Source organism: Mesorhizobium sp. BR1-1-3 (genome assembly GCF_020165455.1).
Classification (GTDB): Bacteria; Pseudomonadota; Alphaproteobacteria; order Rhizobiales; family Rhizobiaceae; genus Mesorhizobium; species Mesorhizobium ciceri.
On sequence record NZ_JAIUIC010000017.1, the window covers coordinates 23,312 to 42,184 of the forward strand.

The following is an 18,873-nucleotide window of genomic DNA, read 5'->3' on the forward strand; positions in this document are numbered from 1 at the left end:
GATCAGTCGTCATTGGCCATGTGGTTAAGGACCGTCATCAGCCGATCACGGTCCGATGTCAGGCCCTTGTAGTCGAGCTGGGCGAGATCGAGTGCTTCGAGCTGGGCGGCGAAAGACACCGCGAGCTTCGCCCGATCAGGGTGCCTGGCCAGCACGGCGAGCGGATCGAGATGGATGCGGATGGTGAACAGGATATCGCGTGAAACAGGCAGTTTGCGTAGGGTTTGCCGCTCGACGCGAATGAAGGCACGGGCGTCGATGTCGCCATCGGGAAAGCGCGACGGCCGGTTGGTGGCGCGGTCGATGCGCTGCAGGTCGGAGAGCGGATGGTAGAGCGCGTTGTCGGCCTGGATCGACCAGTTGTAGCGCTCGACGGCCTGCCCCTGAAGGCCATCGAACATCCGGTTTATGAGTTCCGCCGGACGCGTGCCCGGGCCGAAACCCGGCACCGGCGCGTGGATGTCCTGCAGCGGCTTGCAGAACTTTTCCAGGAGCGACCAGGAGGAGGGAAAGCAGAGCGAGCCGGCGACCAGCCGCCAGCCGCTGTCACTGCTGCGCATCAGGATCAGGTCTTCCTGGACGAGCAGTGAGGCTTTGGCCAGCGGCGCATCGGCGAGGGAAGCAGGCAGACGGCTCGCCGCGCCCGCCACCTCGACGCCTGATCCGCCGAGCCGATGGGTTTCGGGGAACCTCTCCGGGAGATGCGCGGCGAGCAAGTCGAGCACTTCCTGCTGGGCGTCCCGCGTGCCGTCCTCCTCGACGAAAATGCGCTCTGGGATTTCGGCATAGAGCCGGTGCTTTTCGGCGAGATACGGCAGCAGATGGCCGTCGACCTCGATCCAGGCCGCCGGGTCGAGCGGCTTCAGCCCGATGCTGAACAGTTTCGACGAGCCGTCATAGGGCGTGTGGGTGGGCAGCGTATGTTTTGGGGGTGTGTGAGTGGGCACGGACGTCATGTCTCAGGTCAGTCTTGCGGGGATCAGTCCGCGCAGCGAATTGCCGACGAACAGGGACTTGGCGGATTTCAGATCGTCCAAGCTGTAGATCGCTTCGCGGGCGCGGCCTTCATCCAGAAGCTGCGCGCGCAATACGCCAGGCAGCAGGCCGCAATCGAGCCGGGGCGTCGCCAGCACGCCGTCGCCGAGATCGGCAAAGACATTGGTGATCGTGCCTTCACAGATCTCGCCACGCTCGTTGGCCATAAGCACCTCGTCGGCCTGCGTGATGAGGTGTCCGGCACGGGCACGCGTGTAAAGCTGTCGCCGGCTGGTCTTGTGGCGCAGCAGCGTGTCGTTCGAATCGAGCCTCGTCCGCGCCAGCCGCAGCATCCAGACCTTGTCGGCGGCGAGCGGTTCATAAGGCTGCGCCGAGGCCGTCACCTCGCCATCGTGCGACAGGACGAGGCGCGTGCGCATGGCAACGCCGGAACCGCCGACCGCGCTGCTCAGCGCCTCGCCGACCGTGCCTGGATCACAGCGGAAGCCGAGTTCCGCCGCCGAGCCATAGAGGCGCGCAAGATGACGATCGAAGCGCAGGAAGCCCGAGCCGGGTTCCCAGCGCATGGTCTCGATCAACTGAAAGTCGGCGGTGTTCCCGTCGCGAAGCGCGCTTTCAGCAGACACTCCTGATACTCCTCCTGCGCCGTCGAATCGAAGACGACGCCGCCTCCGACATTGTAGACGGCCTCGCCGCCCGAAAAGAGCGAGATGGTGCGGATCGCCACGGAAAAGCGCATCGGGCCGCCGGGCGCGATCCAGCCTATGGCGCCGCAATAGGCATCGCGGGGCGTGCCTTCCAGGTCGCGCAGGATCTCCATGGCACGGATCTTAGGCGCCCCGGTGATCGAACCGCAAGGAAACAGCGCCGCGAAGATCTGGCGGATAGAGAGACCCGGCAGCAGTTTGGCCCTGACGTCGCTCACCATCTGATGCACGGTCGGGTAAGTCTCGATGCGGAACAGCGCCGGCACGTCCAGCGTGCCCACCTCGCTGATCAGCGAGATATCGTTGCGCAGGAGATCGACGATCATCCGGTTTTCGGCCTGGTTTTTCTCGTCATTGCGCAGGAAGATCTTCTGCCGTTCGTCTTCGGCTTTGGTGGCGCCGCGCGGCGCCGTTCCCTTCATCGGATGCGTCTCGATCATGCCCTCGGCGTCGATCTCGAAGAACAGTTCAGGCGAGCGCGACAGCACGATGGGTTCACCGAGCGCGATCAGCGCGCCATATTTCACCGGCTGACGTTCAGTCAACGCATCGAAGGCGGCCAGCGGCTCGCCTGACCATTGCGCATGCACGGGAAAGGTCAAATTGCCCTGGTAGCAATCACCTTGCCGGATGTGCTGGTGCAGCCGCGAGAAGCGTTTTTCATAATCCTCGGGCGACCACGTCGCACGGGCGTCGAAGATCGGGCCATTGGTCGCCGCCGTATTGCGCGGCGGCACCGCCTGTTCGACCGGGGCATCGAAAACCCCGAGGCACACGAGTGGAGCGCGGCGTCCGTTCGGCAGCAGGGGAACGAGCTTGGGTTCGAGCAGGTAGCCCGCCTCATACGAGAAATAGCCGGCAAGCCATTTGCCTGCATCATGCGCGGCTTGTGCTGCTTCCAGAGCCGGCCCGAAATCGCCTGCGTCGTGCGCCACGATGATATCGGCCGGCCGGTCGAAAACGAGCTGGCGCGCGCTTTTGTCATTGCGAAAAATTGCGGCGGGCAGGGACATGGGCACCGAATGCTGCGGTCAATGAAGCCATCAACCGCTCTATATGGGGTGCCGCCCGCGCGCAATCGAGGGAACGGCACGCTGCCTCTTAAAGCCGACCTTTGGGCCAACTCAGGAACCAAGAGCAAACGGCGACGCCGATATGGCGCCGCCGCTTGCAATCTTCAGGTCGTGCCTGGCGATCAGCTGTTGCTGGAGGTTCCGGCTGTTGGAAACTGCTTGGCGAATTCCTTCTCGTTGCCGGCGGCGAGCAGCTTGGCCTGCTCGATCCAGCGTTCGCGCGCGATGCGGCCATCGAAATTCATGACGTCTTCGATCCGTTTGATATCGGCCGCTGTCCAGGACGCGATCTGGGCGAAGCTGGTGACGCCTTGTGCCTTGAGCAGTTTCTCATTGACCGGACCGATACCGATCAGCCGACGCAGATTGTCGGGCTTTCCGGATGCTGGCTTGGCTGTTGCAGGCTTGACTGTTGCAGGCTTGCTCGTTGCGGATTTGGCTGGAGCCGAGGTTTTGGTGGCGGCGGGTTTCGCCGCCGGCTTGGCAGGGACCGCCTTGGCAGGGACCGCCTTGGCAGGGACCGCCTTGGCAGAGACCGCTTTCGCAGCGGCCGGTTTGGCCGTCGCGGGCTTTGTGGTGGCGGATTTGGCCGTCGCGGGGGTCGACATCAGGGCCGCCGGCGCCTGGCTTGCCGGTTTTGCCGCGCTGCTTCCGGCGGCAGGTGCGGCCGACGCTTCGCGCAGCCGGCGCTCAAGGTCGGCGCGGGTCTTGCCGCATGCATCGAGTTCGCCGGTCAGGCGGTCGCTGTCGGTGCGCAGCCTGTCGCGTTCGCTGCGTGTACGGTCGAGATCGCCGCGCAAGCTGTCGAGTTCACCGCGCAGGCGCCCCCAAAGGAACCAGCCGACCAATACGCCTATCAGGAACGCCAGGACCACGTAGAAAAAAGTGCCCATTGTCTCTCTCCAGTCAGATCCGTCTGCCGTGGGTCATGATCTTCGGCGAAGGACTACTCTTGGTGGTTCCGCGGTAAGCAGAACAGCCGGCTTCGGTTCGAGCTGTCGGCGATCGGCTTTGCTTGCCCATGGCCAACGGCCGTTGTCGCGTTCGCCTGAGCGCCACGGCCGGCTGAGATTTCTCCTCGCCGATCCGCATGCGCTCCGGCTGAGCTTGGAGCGAAGGCTATCATAGAGCTTGTGGAAAGCTATCGGAAAACTTCGGTGGAGAGTACTTCAAGAACAGATATTTAGGGCGATAGTAGAGCTGTCCCAACATGCATTCCGGCTAAACTGTTAGAGCGACGCCTGGGGGCGCATTTCAAGTGTCGAGCGCTTCCAGCTCGTCGATCAGGCCACCGATGACGCCAAGTCCGATCTGCCAGAAGGCGGGATCGGTGGCGTCGAGCCCGAAGGGCGCCAGAAGCTCGGAATGATGTTTGGTGCCGCCGGCGCGCAGCATTTCGAAATACTTGTCCTGAAAGCCGCGCTCGGCGTTCTGGTAGACCGCGTAGAGCGAGTTCACCAGGCAGTCGCCGAAAGCATAGGCATAGACATAAAAGGGCGAATGGATGAAGTGCGGGATGTAGGTCCAGAACACCTCGTAGCCTTCGCGCAGCTTGATGGCGGGACCCAGACTTTCGGCCTGCACTTCGAGCCAGAACTGACCGAGCCTGTCGGAGGTCAGTTCGCCGTTCTTGCGTTCGGCATGCACCTTGCGCTCGAATTCATAGAAGGCGATCTGGCGCACGACCGTGTTGATCATGTCCTCGACCTTCTGGGCGAGCATGGCCTTGCGCTCGCGCCGGTCGGTGGTCTGGTCGAGCAGCGAGCGGAAGGTCAGCATCTCGCCGAAGACCGATGCCGTCTCGGCCAGCGTCAGCGGCGTCGAGGCCATCAGCGCACCCTGGCCGCCGGCCAGCACCTGATGCACGCCATGGCCAAGCTCGTGCGCCAGCGTCATCACATCGCGCGGCTTGCCCATGTAGTTGAGCAGGACATAGGGATGCGCCGACGGTACGGTCGGATGCGCGAAGGCGCCAGGCGACTTGCCGGGCCGCACCGGCGCGTCGATCCAGTTGCGGTCGAAGAAGGTTCGCGCGATCTCGGCCATGTCGGGCGAAAAGCGCTGATAGGCGGACAGCACGGTGTTCCTGGCCTCGTCCCAGCCGATGATCGCCTGGGGCGTATCCGGCAATGGCGCGTTGCGGTCCCAATGGTTCATCACCTCCATGCCCAGCCAGCGTGCCTTCATCGCGTAGTAGCGGTGCGAGAGGCGCGGATAGGCATCGCGAACGGCGGAGGCCAAGGCGTCCACCACACTGCGCTCGACGCGGTTGGCCAGATGGCGTGAATCGGCGATGTCCTCGAAGCCACGCCAGCGGTCGGATATCTCCTTGTCCTTGGCCAGCGTGTTGGTGATCAGCGTGAAGGTGCGCAAGTTCTTGCGGAAGGTCGTGGCCAGCGCCTCGGACGCCCGGCGGCGCACCTCGCCGTCGGCGTCCTGCAGACGGTTCAGCGCCGGCTCCAACGTCAGTTCCTCGCCGTCGATGTGGAAGCGAAGGTCAGTCATCGTCTCGTCGAACAGGCGGTTCCAGGCGCCGCGTCCGGTGATCGACTTTTCGTGGAAGAGCTGCTCGACGCGGTCCTCGAGCTGGTAAGGCTTGTCCTTGCGCAGATCGAGCACCCATGGCCGATAGTGGCCAAAGGCGGGATCGCCGGCGAGCGCGCCTTCGATCGACGCATCGTCGATCAGGTTGAGTTCGAGCGCGAAGAACAGAAGGTGCGCGCTGGCGTCGGTCATCTTCTCCTGGATGTCGCCATAGAGCTTGGCGCGCTGGGGATCGGCGGTGTTTCCGGCATAAACCAGTCCCGCATAGGAGACGATGCGGCCGATCAGTTCCTCCAGCGCCTCGTAGGCGACAAGCGCCTCGCCCAGCCTGCCGGCGCCGCCGCGCTCGGCTTCGGCGGCCAGCGTACCCTTCCAGCGGCTCTCGAAACTGGTGGCATCGGTGGCGGCCTTGGCGATGTCGCGCTTCAGCTCCGGCGCGTCCATGCCGGCATAGAGGTCGGCAAGGTTCCATTCCGGCAGGTCGCCCAGCTCGGCCGCGCCTTGACCCGACGCCGGCGCCGCCAGCCGCCGTGCGGAAACCATGTACCCAGAATCCCTATGCATTGCCGACACCTTCCGTGGCCAAGGTTCAAGGAGAAACGAGAAGCCGGTCAAATCCTAAGGAATTCATTCACCGGGTTTTTTGAAACCTTATTTAGAACCCTGTGCCAAGATGGTCCACAGGGCAGAATTCCTCGGGCGGGCAGTCACACCAGTCATGACAGGTTCCATACTCATAGTCGATGACGATCCGGTGCAACGCCGGCTGCTCGAAGCGGCGGTGACGCGGTTCGGCTACAGCGCAATCGTGGTCGACGGCGGCGCGGCCGCTCTCGACATCCTCGATGGACCCGGCGCCCGCGAGGTGTCGGTGGTCATCCTCGATCTGGTCATGCCCGGTCTCGACGGTATCGGCGTGCTGAAGGCGATGCGCGAGCGCGACATCAACGTGCCGGCGATCGTGCAAACCGCGCAGGGCGGAATCGAGACCGTGGTTTCGGCGATGCGTCATGGCGCCTTCGATTTCGTCGTCAAGCCGGCGTCTCCCGACAGGCTGCAGGCGTCGATCGGCAATGCGCTCAAGGTCGAGGCCGTCGAGGGCGAGGTCAAGCGCACATCGCGCCGGCGCGGCGGCCTCCTGACCTTCAAGGACATGATCACGCACAGCCCGGCCATCGACAGGGTGATCCGTCTTGGCCAGAAAGCGGCGGCATCCAACATTCCGATCCTGATCGAGGGCGAGTCCGGCGTCGGCAAGGAACTGGTGGCGCGCGCCATCCAGGGCAGTGGCGACCGCCGCACGAAGCCCTTCGTCACCGTCAATTGCGGCGCCATTCCAGACAATCTGGTCGAATCGATCCTGTTCGGTCACGAGAAGGGCTCGTTCACCGGGGCCACCGACAAGCACACCGGCAAGTTCGTCGAAGCGCATTCGGGCACGCTGTTTCTCGACGAGATCGGCGACCTGCCGCTCGACGTGCAGGTCAAGCTGTTGCGTGCGGTCCAGGACGGCGAGGTCGACCCGGTCGGTGGGCGCTCGACCGTCAGGGTCGACATCAGGCTGATTTCGGCGACGCACCGCAACCTCCTGCAGCAGGTCAAGGACGGCAAGTTCCGCGAGGATCTGTTCTACCGGCTGAACGTCTATCCGATCTTCGTGCCGCCGCTGCGCGACCGCCGCGACGACATCCCATATCTGGTCACCCATTTCATGGAGAAGGTCGCGCCGGCCGACCCGCACCGTCGCCTGCAAGGTATTTCGGCGGCAGCGCTCGCGGTGCTGCAGGCCTATGACTGGCCCGGAAACATCCGGCAGCTCGAAAACGCCGTCTTTCGCGCCTCGGTGCTTTGCGAAGGCGATATGTTAACCGCGGAGGACTTCCCGCAGATCCGGGCGCAAGTGGAAGGCACCGTCAACCTCGATATGGATGGCGACGCGCCGTCGCCGTCCTTGCCTTTGCAGGCGCGCGATGACGAAGCCTTGCTCGGCGAGGGCGGCCCGGCAATCGCGTTCGATCCGCCGGCAAGGCTGCAGCCTCGCTTCGGCACGTTGCGGGCGCTCGACGAGCGCGGCAATGTGCGGGCACTTGCCGATGTCGAACTCGAGATGATCAAGCTTGCCATCGATCACTACAACGGACAGATGAGCGAAGTCGCCCGCCGACTCGGCATCGGCCGCTCGACGCTCTATCGCAAGCTCAAGGAACACGGCATCGATCCGGAGACAGGCCGCGTCGATCGACTAGCCTCCTAAGGGCGATGCCGGGCTGAGCTTTGGCCCGGCTTCCGGCTTTGCCACAAGGCCGGCGCCAGCTTGCAATGCCACAACGGGCCTTGTATCGCCGTTTCGGCGGCATTGTGGCTGTCTCGTGGACAGCTCTGTTCACGCATTAAGGCTAGCGGTAACAGATCGTGTTCGGGGCGAAGGCGAAAATCTGATCTAAACCAGCGGTTTACCAAGAAACCTTGTGAACAATTTTTGACGGGATATCGCCACGGTGTTACCGCATTTCGGCTTCAATAAGCGATGATTAACCATTAGGATCGATATTCGGGTGTGCTAATGCCACATCCGTTTGGACAAATCCGGGGACAAACGGCAGCCTGCAAGGCCTTTTGATTTGAACAGAATCGAACGACACACAAACAGGCGGCACCATCATTTGAGCGTCTGGCCGAAGTGGCTGGCAGTGTTGGTTGTCGCTTTTGGTTTTGTTGCCGCGGCTGCGAGCGGAGCCAGCGCCGAAACACGGTCGCTGAAGCTTTATCATCTCCACACCCATGAGAAGGCCGAGATCGTCTACAAGCGCAACGGCCGCTACGTCCCCGAAGGTCTCCGGAAGATCAACATCATTTTGCGCGACTGGCGTCGCAACGAGCCGACCAAGATGGATCCGCGCCTGCTGGATCTCGTCTGGGAGGCGTATCGGGAAGCAGGTGCCACGGACTACATCCAGGTCGTCTGCGGCTATCGCTCGCCGTCGACGAACTCGATGCTGCGCAGCCGCAGCAGGGGCGTGGCCGAGAAGAGCCAGCACATGCTCGGCAAGGCGATGGATTTCTATATTCCCGGCGTGCCGCTGAAGAAGCTGCGCAACATCGGCCTCAAGATGCAGGGCGGTGGCGTCGGCTACTATCCGTCATCCGGTTCGCCGTTCGTCCATATGGATGTCGGCAATGTGCGCCATTGGCCCGGTATCAGCCGCCAGGAACTGGTCTCCCTGTTCCCCAATGGCAAGACGCTGCATGTGCCGAGCGACGGCAGGCCGCTGCCCGGCTTTGAGCAGGCGCTCGCCTCCTACAAGGCGCGCAAGGGTTCAGGCTCGCCGGCCATCGAGATGGCCAGTGCCGGCGGCAGCAGCAAGAAATCGGGTGGATTCCTGTCGGCTTTCTTCGGTGGCGGCGGCGACGACGAGGCCGACGACAGCGCCGATGTCGAGACCGCTTCGGCCGCCCCCCCGCCCAAGGCGAGAAACCTGAAGCCGGCAGCGGCGGCCAAGACCAGCAACCTCCCGGGCATCGCCATCGTGGCGCCGGAGAATGCGCGGCGCGCCGAGATTCCGCAGGTGACCGAACAGCAGGCTCGGGAGCCGGAAGAGGACACGCCGGAGACGATCATCGCGGCATTGCCGGCCCGAAGCATTCCGCTGCCGGATTTCGCACCGCGGCCGAAAGCCGATGTCGGCGCGCAGCAGCCTGAGAATGTTCCCTTCGCGATGGCGGAGGCGACAGCCACCACCGAGCAGGCCGTGGCGACCGCGCATGCGCCGGCGAGCGTTCCTTTCGGCATGGCCGATGCAACGGCTTCGGCTGATGCGACCCAGGTCGCGGTCAACAACATACCGTTGCCGACATGGCGTCCCGACAATTCGCTGCCGGCCGCTCTGGCTGCGCCGCCCAGCAAGGATGTGCTGATGGCGCTGGCCGAGACGGCCGACCAAGGCAAGACCGCGACCGATGCGTTCTCGGTGCTGCCGACGGCGCGGCCCGAGATGGCCAGGCCGGACGCGGTCAAGGCCGTGCTCGACGAGGCCAATGCCCAGGTCGGTGCGGCCGATTACCAGCTTGCTTCCTTGTCCGGGTCCGAGCCGCGTTCGGCGTTCAACGATCCGGGCACCAACACCGCATCGCCGCGCGATGCTGTCGTGGCCCGCCCAGTCGGTTCCGATCCGGCCGCCGCGATCGGCGCCGGCGTCAAGACGACGCGCAAGGAATCGAGAGCCACCGCCCGCGACCTGAAGCCAGGCCCCAAGGCCATGGTGGTCGCAGCCGCACCGCAGGCCGCCCGTTGGGCCTTGACCAGCGGCGAGCAGGTCGCCACCGTTTCAAGCGCGACGACGGCGCCGGGTTACGCCTACAGCATCGTGCACACGCCGCCGAGCGAGGTCTACACCGCTGGCTTCCAGCCGAGCAGCCAGGTGGCCGATGCCAATCGCTTCACCGGCAACGCCGTCAAGTTCATGTCGGTAGCCCGCTTCCAGACCAAATGACGGCAAACCAATCGACAAAGCCGCGCCGGGCAACCAGCGCGGCTTTTTGCTGCGTGGCCGGATCCGGTCGCGCGGCCCGCCGGCTTCCGATCACACCGGCCTGACATTGCCGTGATCGTGGAACGCCTCGGGCCGTCAACGGTTTCTCCCTCGTTCGTTCAAACCCGGGGATACCCATGAAGAAGATTCTACTGGCATCGGTCATCGCGTTGGCAACCGCTTCGGCGGCCATCGCCCCTACGCAGGCCGAAACCATTGTCGTCAAGACCCACGATCACATGCACATGAAGAAGCACTGCCGGACCAAGGTTGTCACGACCTGGAAGCATCATCATAGGGTGGTCAGGGAAGTCAGGGTCTGCAACTGATCCAGCCAAGGCAGGCCTGGAAAAAACATCCGGCGGAAACCCGGTCGACGCAAGTCGGCCGGGTTTTTCCATGCCGCCATGAAAGCCTTATTTTGCGAGCTTGCTCGCCGCGCGCGCCAAGGCTTCGATCTCGTCCCATTTGCCGGCCTTGACGAGGTCGTCGGGCGCCACCCAGGAGCCGCCGACGCAGACCACGTTGGGCAGGCTGAGATAGTCAGCTGCGTTCTTGGCCGAGATGCCGCCGGTCGGGCAGAATTTCACATCGGCGAGCGGCGAGGCGAAGGCCTTCAGCGAAGCGATGCCGCCCGACTGCTCGGCCGGGAAGAATTTCAGGAAGCGCAAGCCGGCTTCGCGCGCGGCCATGATCTCGCCGGGGGTGATCGCACCGGGCAGCAGCGGAACATCGCTGGCGGCGGCTGCCGACAGAAGCTCGCGGGTGATGCCGGGGCTGACGATGAAGCGCGAGCCCGCGGCGGCAGCCTCTTCGAACTGCCTGGCATCGAGAATGGTGCCGGCGCCGACGATGGCTTCCTCGACTTCACCAGCGACCCGCCGGATCGCTTCCAGCGCGTCGGCGGTCCTCAGCGTGATCTCGATCGCAGGCAGGCCGCCGCGCGCCAGAGCGCGGGCCAGCGGCACGGCATTGGCGACATCGGAGATCTTCAGCACCGGGATGACGGGCTGGCCGTTGAGGAGCGACAGAAGTTTTTCGGTCTTGCTGGGCATGTGTCTCTCCGTGGCGTGGGACAATTCAACCGATTAGCAGAAGGCCGTTTTCCTGTCCACGAAACCGGCCGTGTCGCGATGTCACGCGTCACCCATGCTCGCCAAGCCCAAGTTGACAAGGGTGGCTGCCGGCTCGATGGTGCCGACAGCTTTTGTCCCGGTGGCTTTTCAGGATAGGAATTTTTTCTTGACTCCCTGATCTCAGCTATGGTACAAATTCGCCCATGGTGCAGATTTGCGCCAGTGACCCGCCGAACAGGATGCCTGCTTTGCCTTGAATCGGCTTGCTCGAGCGTCTAGTGGCTTCGGCAATGACATCACTTCCACTCCTTCGCGTCGCCGCGCTCTACCGGTTTGCCCGGCTCGACGCTTTCGAAGAACTGCGCGCGCCGCTCGCCGCATTCTGCTGCGGGCGCGGCATAAAGGGCACGCTGCTGCTGGCGCATGAAGGCATCAACGGCACCGTCGCCGGCAGCGAGACGGCAATTGCCGAACTGATCGCGTATCTCGAAGCCATCGAAGGGCTTGCCGGACTCGAGGTCAAGTACAGCGCGGCCGCGGACATGCCGTTCCATCGCATGAAGGTGCGGCTGAAGCGCGAGATCGTCACCATGGGTGTCGATGACATCGATCCTTCGAAAAGTGCCGGCACCTACGTCGCGCCGGCCGACTGGAACGCTCTGATTTCGCAGCCCGGCACTGTCATCATCGACACGCGCAACGCCTATGAGGTGTCGATCGGCACGTTCAAGGGTGCGATCGACCCGGCCACCGCAAGCTTTCGCGAGTTCCCGGCCTGGGTGGAAACGCACCGGGCGGAGCTCGAAGGCCGCAAGGTTGCGATGTTCTGCACCGGCGGCATACGCTGCGAAAAGGCAACCGCCTATGTCAAATCGCTCGGCTTCGAGGATGTCTTCCATCTCAAGGGCGGTATCCTCAAATACCTCGAGGAGGTTCCGGCCGAACAGAGCCTCTGGCAAGGCGAGTGCTTCGTCTTCGACGAGCGGGTTTCGGTGTCGCACGGCCTTGCCGAGGGTGACGCGGAACTGTGCCGCGCCTGCCGCCACCCGCTGACGCCGGGCGAGCTGACGTCGCCCAAATTCGCTGCCGGTATTTCGTGCCCGCATTGCTTCGATGCGCGTTCGGACGAGGACCGCCAGCGTTATGCCGAGCGCCAGCGCCAGGTCGAGCTTGCGCAGGCGCGGGGCAGGGGGCCGCATATCGGCTCCTGATCCAGCATCGTGCTGCTGCAAAGCGGCTGCCTGTCATTGCAATGTCAAGTTTCGGGACCTACGTCTTCGACGTTCGAAACCCGCCCGTTCGGCCGGGCAAATCCTGGAGGCACTGAATGTTCGATCCCAAGAAGCTTCTCGACGATCTGCTCGGCTCGCAAATCCCCGGCACCAGCGGCACTGTTCGCGACAAGGCGGGGCAGGCCGTGCAGATGGCCAAGGACAATCCGCTGGCCGCCGGTGCGCTGGCCGCGGTGCTGCTCGGAACCGGTACTGGCCGCAACGTGACGGGCGCCGCGGTGAAGCTTGGCGGACTGGCCGCGATCGGCGGCCTCGCCTACAAGGCCTACCAGAATTACAAGGCCGGCAACGCGCCCGCGGAAGCACCGGCGGCCGGCGAACCGGAATTGCTGCCGCCGCCCAAGGATACCCCCTTCCACCCGTCGCAGGCGCCGCAAGGCGAGGACGAATTCACGCTGACCCTGGTGCGGGCGATGATTTCGGCGGCGAAAGCCGATGGCCATATCGACGATGAAGAGCGCCAGAAGATCGCCGGCAAGCTCAGCCTGGCCGGCATAGGCTCCGATGCCGAAAAGTTCCTGATGGCGGAGCTGGCAAGCCCGCTCGACCTCGACACGCTGGTGGCCGGCGCCAAGACCGATGCGCAGAAGCTCGAACTCTACACGGCGTCGCGCCTGACCATCGATCCCGACACACGCGCCGAGCGCGGTTATCTCGACCTGCTTGCCGGCCGGCTCGGCCTGCCGGACGCGCTGGTCGACCATGTCGAGGCGACGGTTTCGGCGGCCAAGGTGCCGGCCAAGGCCGGGACGTCACCCAATCCGCGCTGGTAGGCCAAAACGGCACAGGGGGGCACTTTCCGGGTTAACCGCTCATTAACCCAGCAAGCGCATCATTCAACACAGTCGGATCGGCTTTTCCTCCTCCCAAGCCCGGTTCAGATCAGGGGCGGTCGCCAATGGCCGCCCTTTTTGTCGGTCCGGCCGGATGGACACGCTTGCCATCGCCGCCGTCATTTGCGATGCCTTCCTTTTCGAGCCAACCCCCCAAAATCAGTCGAGCAAGCGCAGCGCTGCCGGAGGACAATAGCCATGACCGAGCAAAGAACCGCCATCGTCACCGGGGCCGGCACGGGCATCGGCAAGAGCGTCGCCACGGCGCTGCTCAGGGCCGGCTGGAACACGGTATTCTGCGGACGCCGCAAATCCGTGCTGGATGCAGCCGTGGCTGAGGCCGGGTCCACCGACGCCAAGGCCCTGGCGGTTGCCTGCGATATCAGCAAGGCAGGCGAGGTCGACGATCTGTTCGAGACCGTGGCGGCGGCCTTCGGCCGTGTCGACCTGCTCTTCAACAATGCCGGCATGGGCTACAAATCGACGCCGATCGACGAGATACCGGTCGAAGTGTGGAACGATATCGTCGGCGTCAACCTCACCGGTTCGTTCCTGTGCGCCCGTGCCGCCTTTGGCGCCATGCGCAAGCAGAAGCCGATGGGTGGCCGCATCATCAACAACGGTTCGGTGTCGGCCTATGCGCCGCGCCCAGGCTCGGTGCCCTACACGGCGACCAAGCATGCCATCACCGGACTGACCAAGACGCTGGCGCTCGACGGTCGGCCCTATGACATCGCCTGCGGCCAGATCGACATCGGCAATGCGCTGACCGACATGGCGCAGCCGATGACGGTCGGTGTGCCGCAGGCCAATGGCTCGATCGCAGCCGAAGCGGTGATGGATGTTCAGCGCGTCGCCGACGCCGTCGTCCACATGGCCAGCCTGCCGCTCGACGCCAACGTGCTGTTCATGACCGTGATGGCGACCAAGATGCCGTTTGTCGGGCGTGGGTGAGCAGCCCGGTTCGCGTAAGCGAATTCATCGTGCCAGTGGCACGATGAAAGGCCGGCGAACGCTGGGACGCTGCGAAGCAGCGGGGACCCAGCCGGATGGTTTTATTTCCCGGCCAGCGGCACGCCGGGCTTGAACAGCAGAATGGGCCTGATCTCGTGAACGGCGGTGGGATTGACGCGGCGAAGGTCGCGGGCGATCGCGATGGCCTCGTCTCGCGTGGCGCAGTCGACGACATAGAGCCCGAGCAACTGTTCCTTGGTTTCGGCGAAAGGACCGTCGATGATCACACCGTCGCCCGGGCCGCGCAGGGTGATGGCATCCTGTGTTGCGCCCAGACGCGCGGACGGCCCCAGCGTGCCTTCCTCATGAAGCCGGGTGTTGATCTTCAGCAGGTCGGCCATAAGTGCTGCATCTTCCTGCGGCGTCAGCGCCTTGATCGCATCTTCCACGTGATAGGCAAGGATTGCGTAGAACATTTTATGTCACCTGCTTCGATCCTGATCCAGGGAGCGTAGCGGTTCCCGACACGCCCGCCCAGCCTTGGCCGTGCGTGTCCGGACAGATCATGACACCATCATTGTCGCCAGCCGCAACCACCCGGAAAGAGGCCACCGGCCCGCTTTCAAACCTCACTTCGCCAGAAACGCTCCGATCCGCTCCAGCGCGCGCAGGATGTTCTCCTCGGAATTGGCATAGGAGAGCCTGATATAGCCTTCGCCGAGAATGCCGAAATCGGGGCCGCCGATCAGCGCCACGCCGGCCTCGTCGAGCAGTGCCGAGGCGAGCTTCTTGGCCTTCCAGCCGGTCTTCGAGACGTTGGGGAAGGCGTAGAACGCGCCCTTGGGCGTGATGCAGGATATGTTGGGCAGGGCGTTCAATCCCTCGACGACGATCTTCCGGCGGCGGTCGAAGGCGCGCATCATCTCGTCGACGTCGTCCTGCGGGCCGTCGATGGCGGCGATGCCGGCAAACTGGCTCGGCGCGTTGACGCAGGACCAGCAATTGACCGCCAGCTTGCGCACCTTGTCGTAGAGATGGGCGCCCTTGTCGCCATTCGGCCAGATCGACCAGCCCATGCGCCAGCCGGTCATCGCCCAGGTCTTCGACCAGCCATTGAGCACGATCAGCCGGTCGCGGATTTCGGGAAAGCCGAGCAGCGAGCAATGCGTCTCGCCATCATAGGTCATGACGTCGTAGATCTCGTCGGAGAGGATGGCGACCTGCGGATGCGCCTCCAGCCCCTTGACCAGTTTCTCGATCTCGGCGCGAGGCGTGACGCCGCCGGTCGGATTGGCGGGCGAGTTGAGAATCAGCAGCCTGGTCTTCGAGGTGATCAGCGCCAGCGTCTCCTCGGCCGAGAAGGCAAAGCCGTTTTCTTCGCGCATCGGCACGGGAATGGGTGCCGCACCCGTGAACTCGATCATCGAGCGGTAGATGGGGAAGCCGGGGTCCGGGTAGAGGATCTCGGCGCCGGGCTCGCCGAACATCAGGATCGCGGCGAACATGGTCGGCTTGCCGCCGGGCAGGATCATCACCGTTTCGGGCGATATCTCGACACCGGTGGTAGTCAGCGTGCGGCGCACCACCGCCTCGCGCGTCGCCAGCAGGCCATTGGCCGGCGTGTAGCCGTGATGGCCGTCGCGCAGCGCCTTGATCGCCGCCTCGACGATGTGCTGCGGCGTCTTGAAGTCGGGCTGGCCGATGCCGAGATTGACGATGTCGCGGCCTTGTTGGGCAAGTGCTGTGGCCCTCGCAAGCACGGCAAAGGCGTTTTCCTCGCCAAGGCGGTCGAAGGCCGAAATCGTGTGGAGCATTTTTCCCGTCCGTGTGGTTCTTGCTGTTGGGTCGCGTTTTTGTGAGCCTCAGCCCGCAAAAGTCAAACGGATTGGAGCATTCGGTGTCGGAAAATCTGAAGGATTGGCAACCGCGTCCGCGGCCCGAACGCAAGACCATCGACGGTCGATACGTCCGGCTTGAACCGCTAAGCGCTGCAAAACACGGCGACGGCCTCTATGAAGCGTCCTCCGTGTCCGATATCGACGACCGCTTCGCCTGGTTGCCCGACTATCCGCCGGAGACCCGCGCCGCCTTCCAGCCATGGCTGGACAAAGTCGAGGCCAGCGAGGATCCGCTGTTCTTCACCGTCATCGACAAGGCCAGCGGCAAGGTCGCCGGACGCCAGACGCTGATGCGCATCGATCCGGCCTACGGCGTCATCGAGATCGGCAACATCTATTGGGGACCGCTCATCTCGCGCAAGCCGGGAGCAACCGAAGCGCAGTTCCTGTTCATGAAATACATCTTCGACGGGCTCGGCTATCGCCGCTACGAATGGAAGTGCAACAACCGCAACGAGCCATCGAAGCGGGCGGCCGAGCGGTTCGGCTTCAAGTTCGAAGGCATTTTCCGCCAGCATCTCATCGTCAAGGGTGAAAACCGCGACACTGCGTGGTATTCGATCATCGACAAGGAATGGCCGGCGCTGCGCAGTGCCTATGAGGCGTGGCTCGATCCGGCCAATTTCGATGGCGACGGCCGGCAGAAGCGACGGCTCGAGGATTTTCGCGCGGAATTCGGCGCTTAGGAGTTCACTGTTGGCACATACCCACGATCACACCGGGCACGGTCACGGCCCTGGTCATGTGCATGGCTCGACCGACAAGAAACGCGTTCTGATCGCAGCCTGCCTGACCGGCGGCTTCATGGTCGCCGAGGCGCTTGGCGGGATCCTCACGGGCTCGCTGGCGCTGCTGGCCGATGCCGGCCACATGCTCGCCGATTCGATCGCGCTCGGCCTTGCCTGGTATGCGTTTCATCTTGGCGGCCGGCCGGCGACCGTTCGCCTCACCTATGGCTTCGGCCGGGTCAAGACGCTGGTGGCCTATACCAACGGCATCGCCATCTTCGTCATCGCGCTGTGGATCGTCTATGAGGCCTGGGGACGCCTGCAGGCGCCGGCGCCGGTGCTTGGCGGGCCGATGCTGGTGGTGGCGATCCTCGGCCTGCTGGTGAACCTCGGCTCGTTCTTCGTGCTGCATGGCGGCGACCGCGAGAGCCTGAACATGCGCGGCGCCATCCTGCATGTGCTTGGCGACCTGCTCGGCTCGGCGGCGGCCATCGCGGCGGCGCTGGTCATCCTGGCGACCGGCTGGACGCCGATCGACCCGATCCTGTCGGTCCTGGTTTCACTGCTGATCCTCTACACGGCGTGGTCGCTGATGCGGGAGGCCGCCCATGTCCTGCTCGAGGGCGTGCCGCCAAGCCTCGACCGAGATCTGATCGCCAGGGATATCCAGACGACGATCCACGGCGTACGCGAAGTGCACCACATGCATGTCTGGTCGCTCGACGGGACCAGCAATATGGCGACGCTGCATGCCTGTCTCGACGAGGGCGTCGATGCGCATCAGGCGGTGAGTGCCGTCAAGAAGCGGCTTGCAAGCGAGCACGGCATCAGCCATGCCACCGTGGAACCGGAATTCGGCCAATGCGCCGACGATGGCGACGAGCACGACCACGGGCACGAGCATGAAGCGGCTGCATACCACGACCACCATCACTAGGACCGGATCGATCGATGTCGATCGTCCTGCCTCAGGAGTTGCAAAACCTTGAAAACCAGCTTGACGAACGCCCATCCTCCGGACGCGGCATGATGGACCGCGACACCAGGAACGCGGTCATCGCCGCCGCGTGGATCATGCTGCTGTTCGGAATAGGCGCCTACTATCTGCCGACCGTGATGCTGGCACTCGGCAGCCTTTCCACCGTGCTGGCCGGCGCCTTTGGCATCGTCTTCGTGCTGGCGTTCTTCTCGGTGTTCTGGCTGCGCGCCCGCAACCAGCGCAAAAACCAGGGTAAATAGGCAAGGGATCTTCGATATGCGCATTCTGATCACTGGCGCCGCGGGTATGGTCGGCCGCAAGCTCATCGCCCGGCTGGCCAAGGACGGGACGCTGCGCGGGGGCAAGATCACCGCGCTCGATCTCCACGATATCGTGCCGCCACAGGCGCCGAGCCTGGATGGCGTCAGCGTCACGCTGCACACCGGCGATCTCGCCGAAGCGGGTGCCACCGAGCGCCTGGTCGCATCGCGCCCCGACGTCGTCTTTCATCTCGCCGGCATCGTATCGGGCGAGGCGGAGGCGAATTTCGAACTCGGCTACCGCGTCAATCTCGACGGCACGCGCGCCCTGTTCGATGCCATCCGGGTGGCGGGCTTTGCGCCGCGCGTCGTCTTCACCTCGTCGATCGCGGTGTTCGGCGCGCCGTTCCCGGACGTCATTCCCGATGACTTCCATCCGACGCCGCTGACCTCTTATGGTACCCAGAAGCAGATGAGCGAAGCGCTGCTGGCCGACTATTCCAGGCGCGGGTTCTTCGACGGTATCGGCATCCGGCTGCCGACCATCTGCGTGCGGCCGGGCAAGCCGAACAAGGCGGCGTCCGGCTTCTTCTCGGGCATCATCCGCGAGCCGTTGAGCGGCCATGAGGCGATCCTGCCGGTGCCGCGCTCGGTCGTGCACACGCATGCCAGCCCGCGCTCGGCGGTCAACTTCCTGATCCATGCGGCGGGGATCGACGGCAGCGCTGTCGGGCCACGCCGCAATCTGACCATGCCCGGCGTCGCCGTCACCGTCGGCGAGCAGATCGAGGCGCTGGAACGCATCGCCGGGCCGAAGGCGGTAAGCCTGATCCGCGAGGTTCCGGATGACACGATCTGGGCGATCGTCAAGGGCTGGCCGACGCGCTTCGAGGCAAAGCGGTCGCGGGAGCTCGGCTTCAGCGCCGAAAAGAGTTTTGACGAGATCATCCGCGCTCACATCGAGGATGAGCTCGGCGGCAAGATCGCGGGTTAAACTCCGACCC

The 18,873-nt window shown here is 64.1% G+C and carries 18 protein-coding genes; 10 read left to right on the forward strand and 8 right to left on the reverse strand.

The genetic code is table 11. The features are described from left to right. Positions 1-2: 2 nt before the first annotated feature. From LB559_RS29020 to LB559_RS29040, 5 genes are all read right to left on the reverse strand, one after another. The gene (locus LB559_RS29020; RefSeq protein WP_224675585.1) at positions 3-956 is read right to left on the reverse strand and encodes a heme-dependent oxidative N-demethylase family protein; all 954 of its coding nucleotides are present in this window, start codon (positions 954-956) and stop codon (positions 3-5) included. Positions 957-959: 3 nt separating this feature from the next. Beyond that, the gene (locus LB559_RS29025; protein ID WP_224675586.1) at positions 960-1,622 is read right to left on the reverse strand and encodes an aminotransferase class IV family protein; all 663 of its coding nucleotides are present in this window, start codon (positions 1,620-1,622) and stop codon (positions 960-962) included. Further along, positions 1,571-2,716, reverse strand: a complete 1,146-nt coding sequence (locus tag LB559_RS29030) for an aminodeoxychorismate synthase component I (RefSeq protein ID WP_024502728.1) — start codon at positions 2,714-2,716, stop codon at positions 1,571-1,573. Before LB559_RS29030 ends, LB559_RS29025 begins: the two co-directional genes overlap by 52 nt. Before the next feature lie 182 nt (positions 2,717-2,898). After that, complete coding sequence (locus tag LB559_RS29035) at positions 2,899-3,669, reverse strand: proton-conducting membrane transporter (protein WP_224675587.1); 771 nt, start codon at positions 3,667-3,669, stop codon at positions 2,899-2,901. 361 nt (positions 3,670-4,030) lie between these two features. Continuing rightward, positions 4,031-5,863 carry a M3 family oligoendopeptidase gene (locus tag LB559_RS29040; protein WP_063168941.1) on the reverse strand — a complete coding sequence of 611 codons (1,833 nt, stop codon included), beginning with the start codon at positions 5,861-5,863 and terminating at the stop codon, positions 4,031-4,033. Between the two features lie 175 nt (positions 5,864-6,038). On the opposite strand from LB559_RS29040, the gene LB559_RS29045 reads away from it, so the two are divergent. The 3 genes from LB559_RS29045 to LB559_RS29055 all read left to right on the forward strand — a co-directional run bounded on the left by LB559_RS29045 (position 6,039) and on the right by LB559_RS29055 (position 10,178). Next, the gene (locus LB559_RS29045; protein ID WP_224675588.1) at positions 6,039-7,574 is read left to right on the forward strand and encodes a sigma-54-dependent transcriptional regulator; all 1,536 of its coding nucleotides are present in this window, start codon (positions 6,039-6,041) and stop codon (positions 7,572-7,574) included. A gap of 409 nt (positions 7,575-7,983) precedes the next feature. Then, complete coding sequence (locus LB559_RS29050; RefSeq protein WP_224675589.1) at positions 7,984-9,810, forward strand: DUF882 domain-containing protein; 1,827 nt, start codon at positions 7,984-7,986, stop codon at positions 9,808-9,810. 176 nt (positions 9,811-9,986) lie between these two features. Then, entirely contained in the window at positions 9,987-10,178 is a 192-nt protein-coding gene (locus LB559_RS29055) for a hypothetical protein (protein ID WP_013529739.1), read from the forward strand. 87 nt (positions 10,179-10,265) lie between these two features. Here the strand turns inward: LB559_RS29055 and LB559_RS29060 are convergent, their stop codons facing one another. Then, complete coding sequence (locus tag LB559_RS29060; protein WP_127367336.1) at positions 10,266-10,904, reverse strand: 2-dehydro-3-deoxy-phosphogluconate aldolase; 639 nt, start codon at positions 10,902-10,904, stop codon at positions 10,266-10,268. 311 nt (positions 10,905-11,215) lie between these two features. Here LB559_RS29060 and LB559_RS29065 point away from each other — a divergent pair, with 311 nt between their 5' ends. The 3 genes from LB559_RS29065 to LB559_RS29075 all read left to right on the forward strand — a co-directional run bounded on the left by LB559_RS29065 (position 11,216) and on the right by LB559_RS29075 (position 14,004). Further along, positions 11,216-12,136, forward strand: a complete 921-nt coding sequence (locus tag LB559_RS29065; RefSeq protein ID WP_013529741.1) for a rhodanese-related sulfurtransferase — start codon at positions 11,216-11,218, stop codon at positions 12,134-12,136. A gap of 116 nt (positions 12,137-12,252) precedes the next feature. Next, positions 12,253-12,990, forward strand: coding sequence for a tellurite resistance TerB family protein (locus LB559_RS29070; protein ID WP_024502721.1), 738 nt, complete (start codon positions 12,253-12,255; stop codon positions 12,988-12,990). 258 nt (positions 12,991-13,248) lie between these two features. Beyond that, positions 13,249-14,004, forward strand: a complete 756-nt coding sequence (locus tag LB559_RS29075; RefSeq protein ID WP_063168939.1) for an SDR family oxidoreductase — start codon at positions 13,249-13,251, stop codon at positions 14,002-14,004. A 101-nt stretch (positions 14,005-14,105) separates the two neighbouring features. Here the strand turns inward: LB559_RS29075 and LB559_RS29080 are convergent, their stop codons facing one another. Further along, entirely contained in the window at positions 14,106-14,480 is a 375-nt protein-coding gene (locus tag LB559_RS29080) for a YciI family protein (RefSeq protein WP_224675590.1), read from the reverse strand. 153 nt (positions 14,481-14,633) lie between these two features. Then, a complete protein-coding gene (locus LB559_RS29085) occupies positions 14,634-15,818 on the reverse strand; it encodes a pyridoxal phosphate-dependent aminotransferase (RefSeq protein ID WP_024502719.1) in 1,185 nt (394 codons plus the stop codon). Positions 15,819-15,901: 83 nt separating this feature from the next. Between LB559_RS29085 and LB559_RS29090 the strand changes: the two genes are divergently transcribed. From LB559_RS29090 to denD, 4 genes are all read left to right on the forward strand, one after another. Continuing rightward, complete coding sequence (locus LB559_RS29090) at positions 15,902-16,588, forward strand: GNAT family N-acetyltransferase (protein ID WP_013529746.1); 687 nt, start codon at positions 15,902-15,904, stop codon at positions 16,586-16,588. Between the two features lie 10 nt (positions 16,589-16,598). Then, positions 16,599-17,567 carry a cation diffusion facilitator family transporter gene (locus tag LB559_RS29095; RefSeq protein WP_063168938.1) on the forward strand — a complete coding sequence of 323 codons (969 nt, stop codon included), beginning with the start codon at positions 16,599-16,601 and terminating at the stop codon, positions 17,565-17,567. Positions 17,568-17,656: 89 nt separating this feature from the next. Continuing rightward, entirely contained in the window at positions 17,657-17,869 is a 213-nt protein-coding gene (locus tag LB559_RS29100; RefSeq protein WP_013529748.1) for a hypothetical protein, read from the forward strand. Positions 17,870-17,885: 16 nt separating this feature from the next. Beyond that, on the forward strand, positions 17,886-18,863 hold the full coding sequence (denD, locus tag LB559_RS29105) for a D-erythronate dehydrogenase (protein WP_024502716.1): 978 nt from the start codon (positions 17,886-17,888) through the stop codon (positions 18,861-18,863). Positions 18,864-18,873 lie beyond the last annotated feature (10 nt).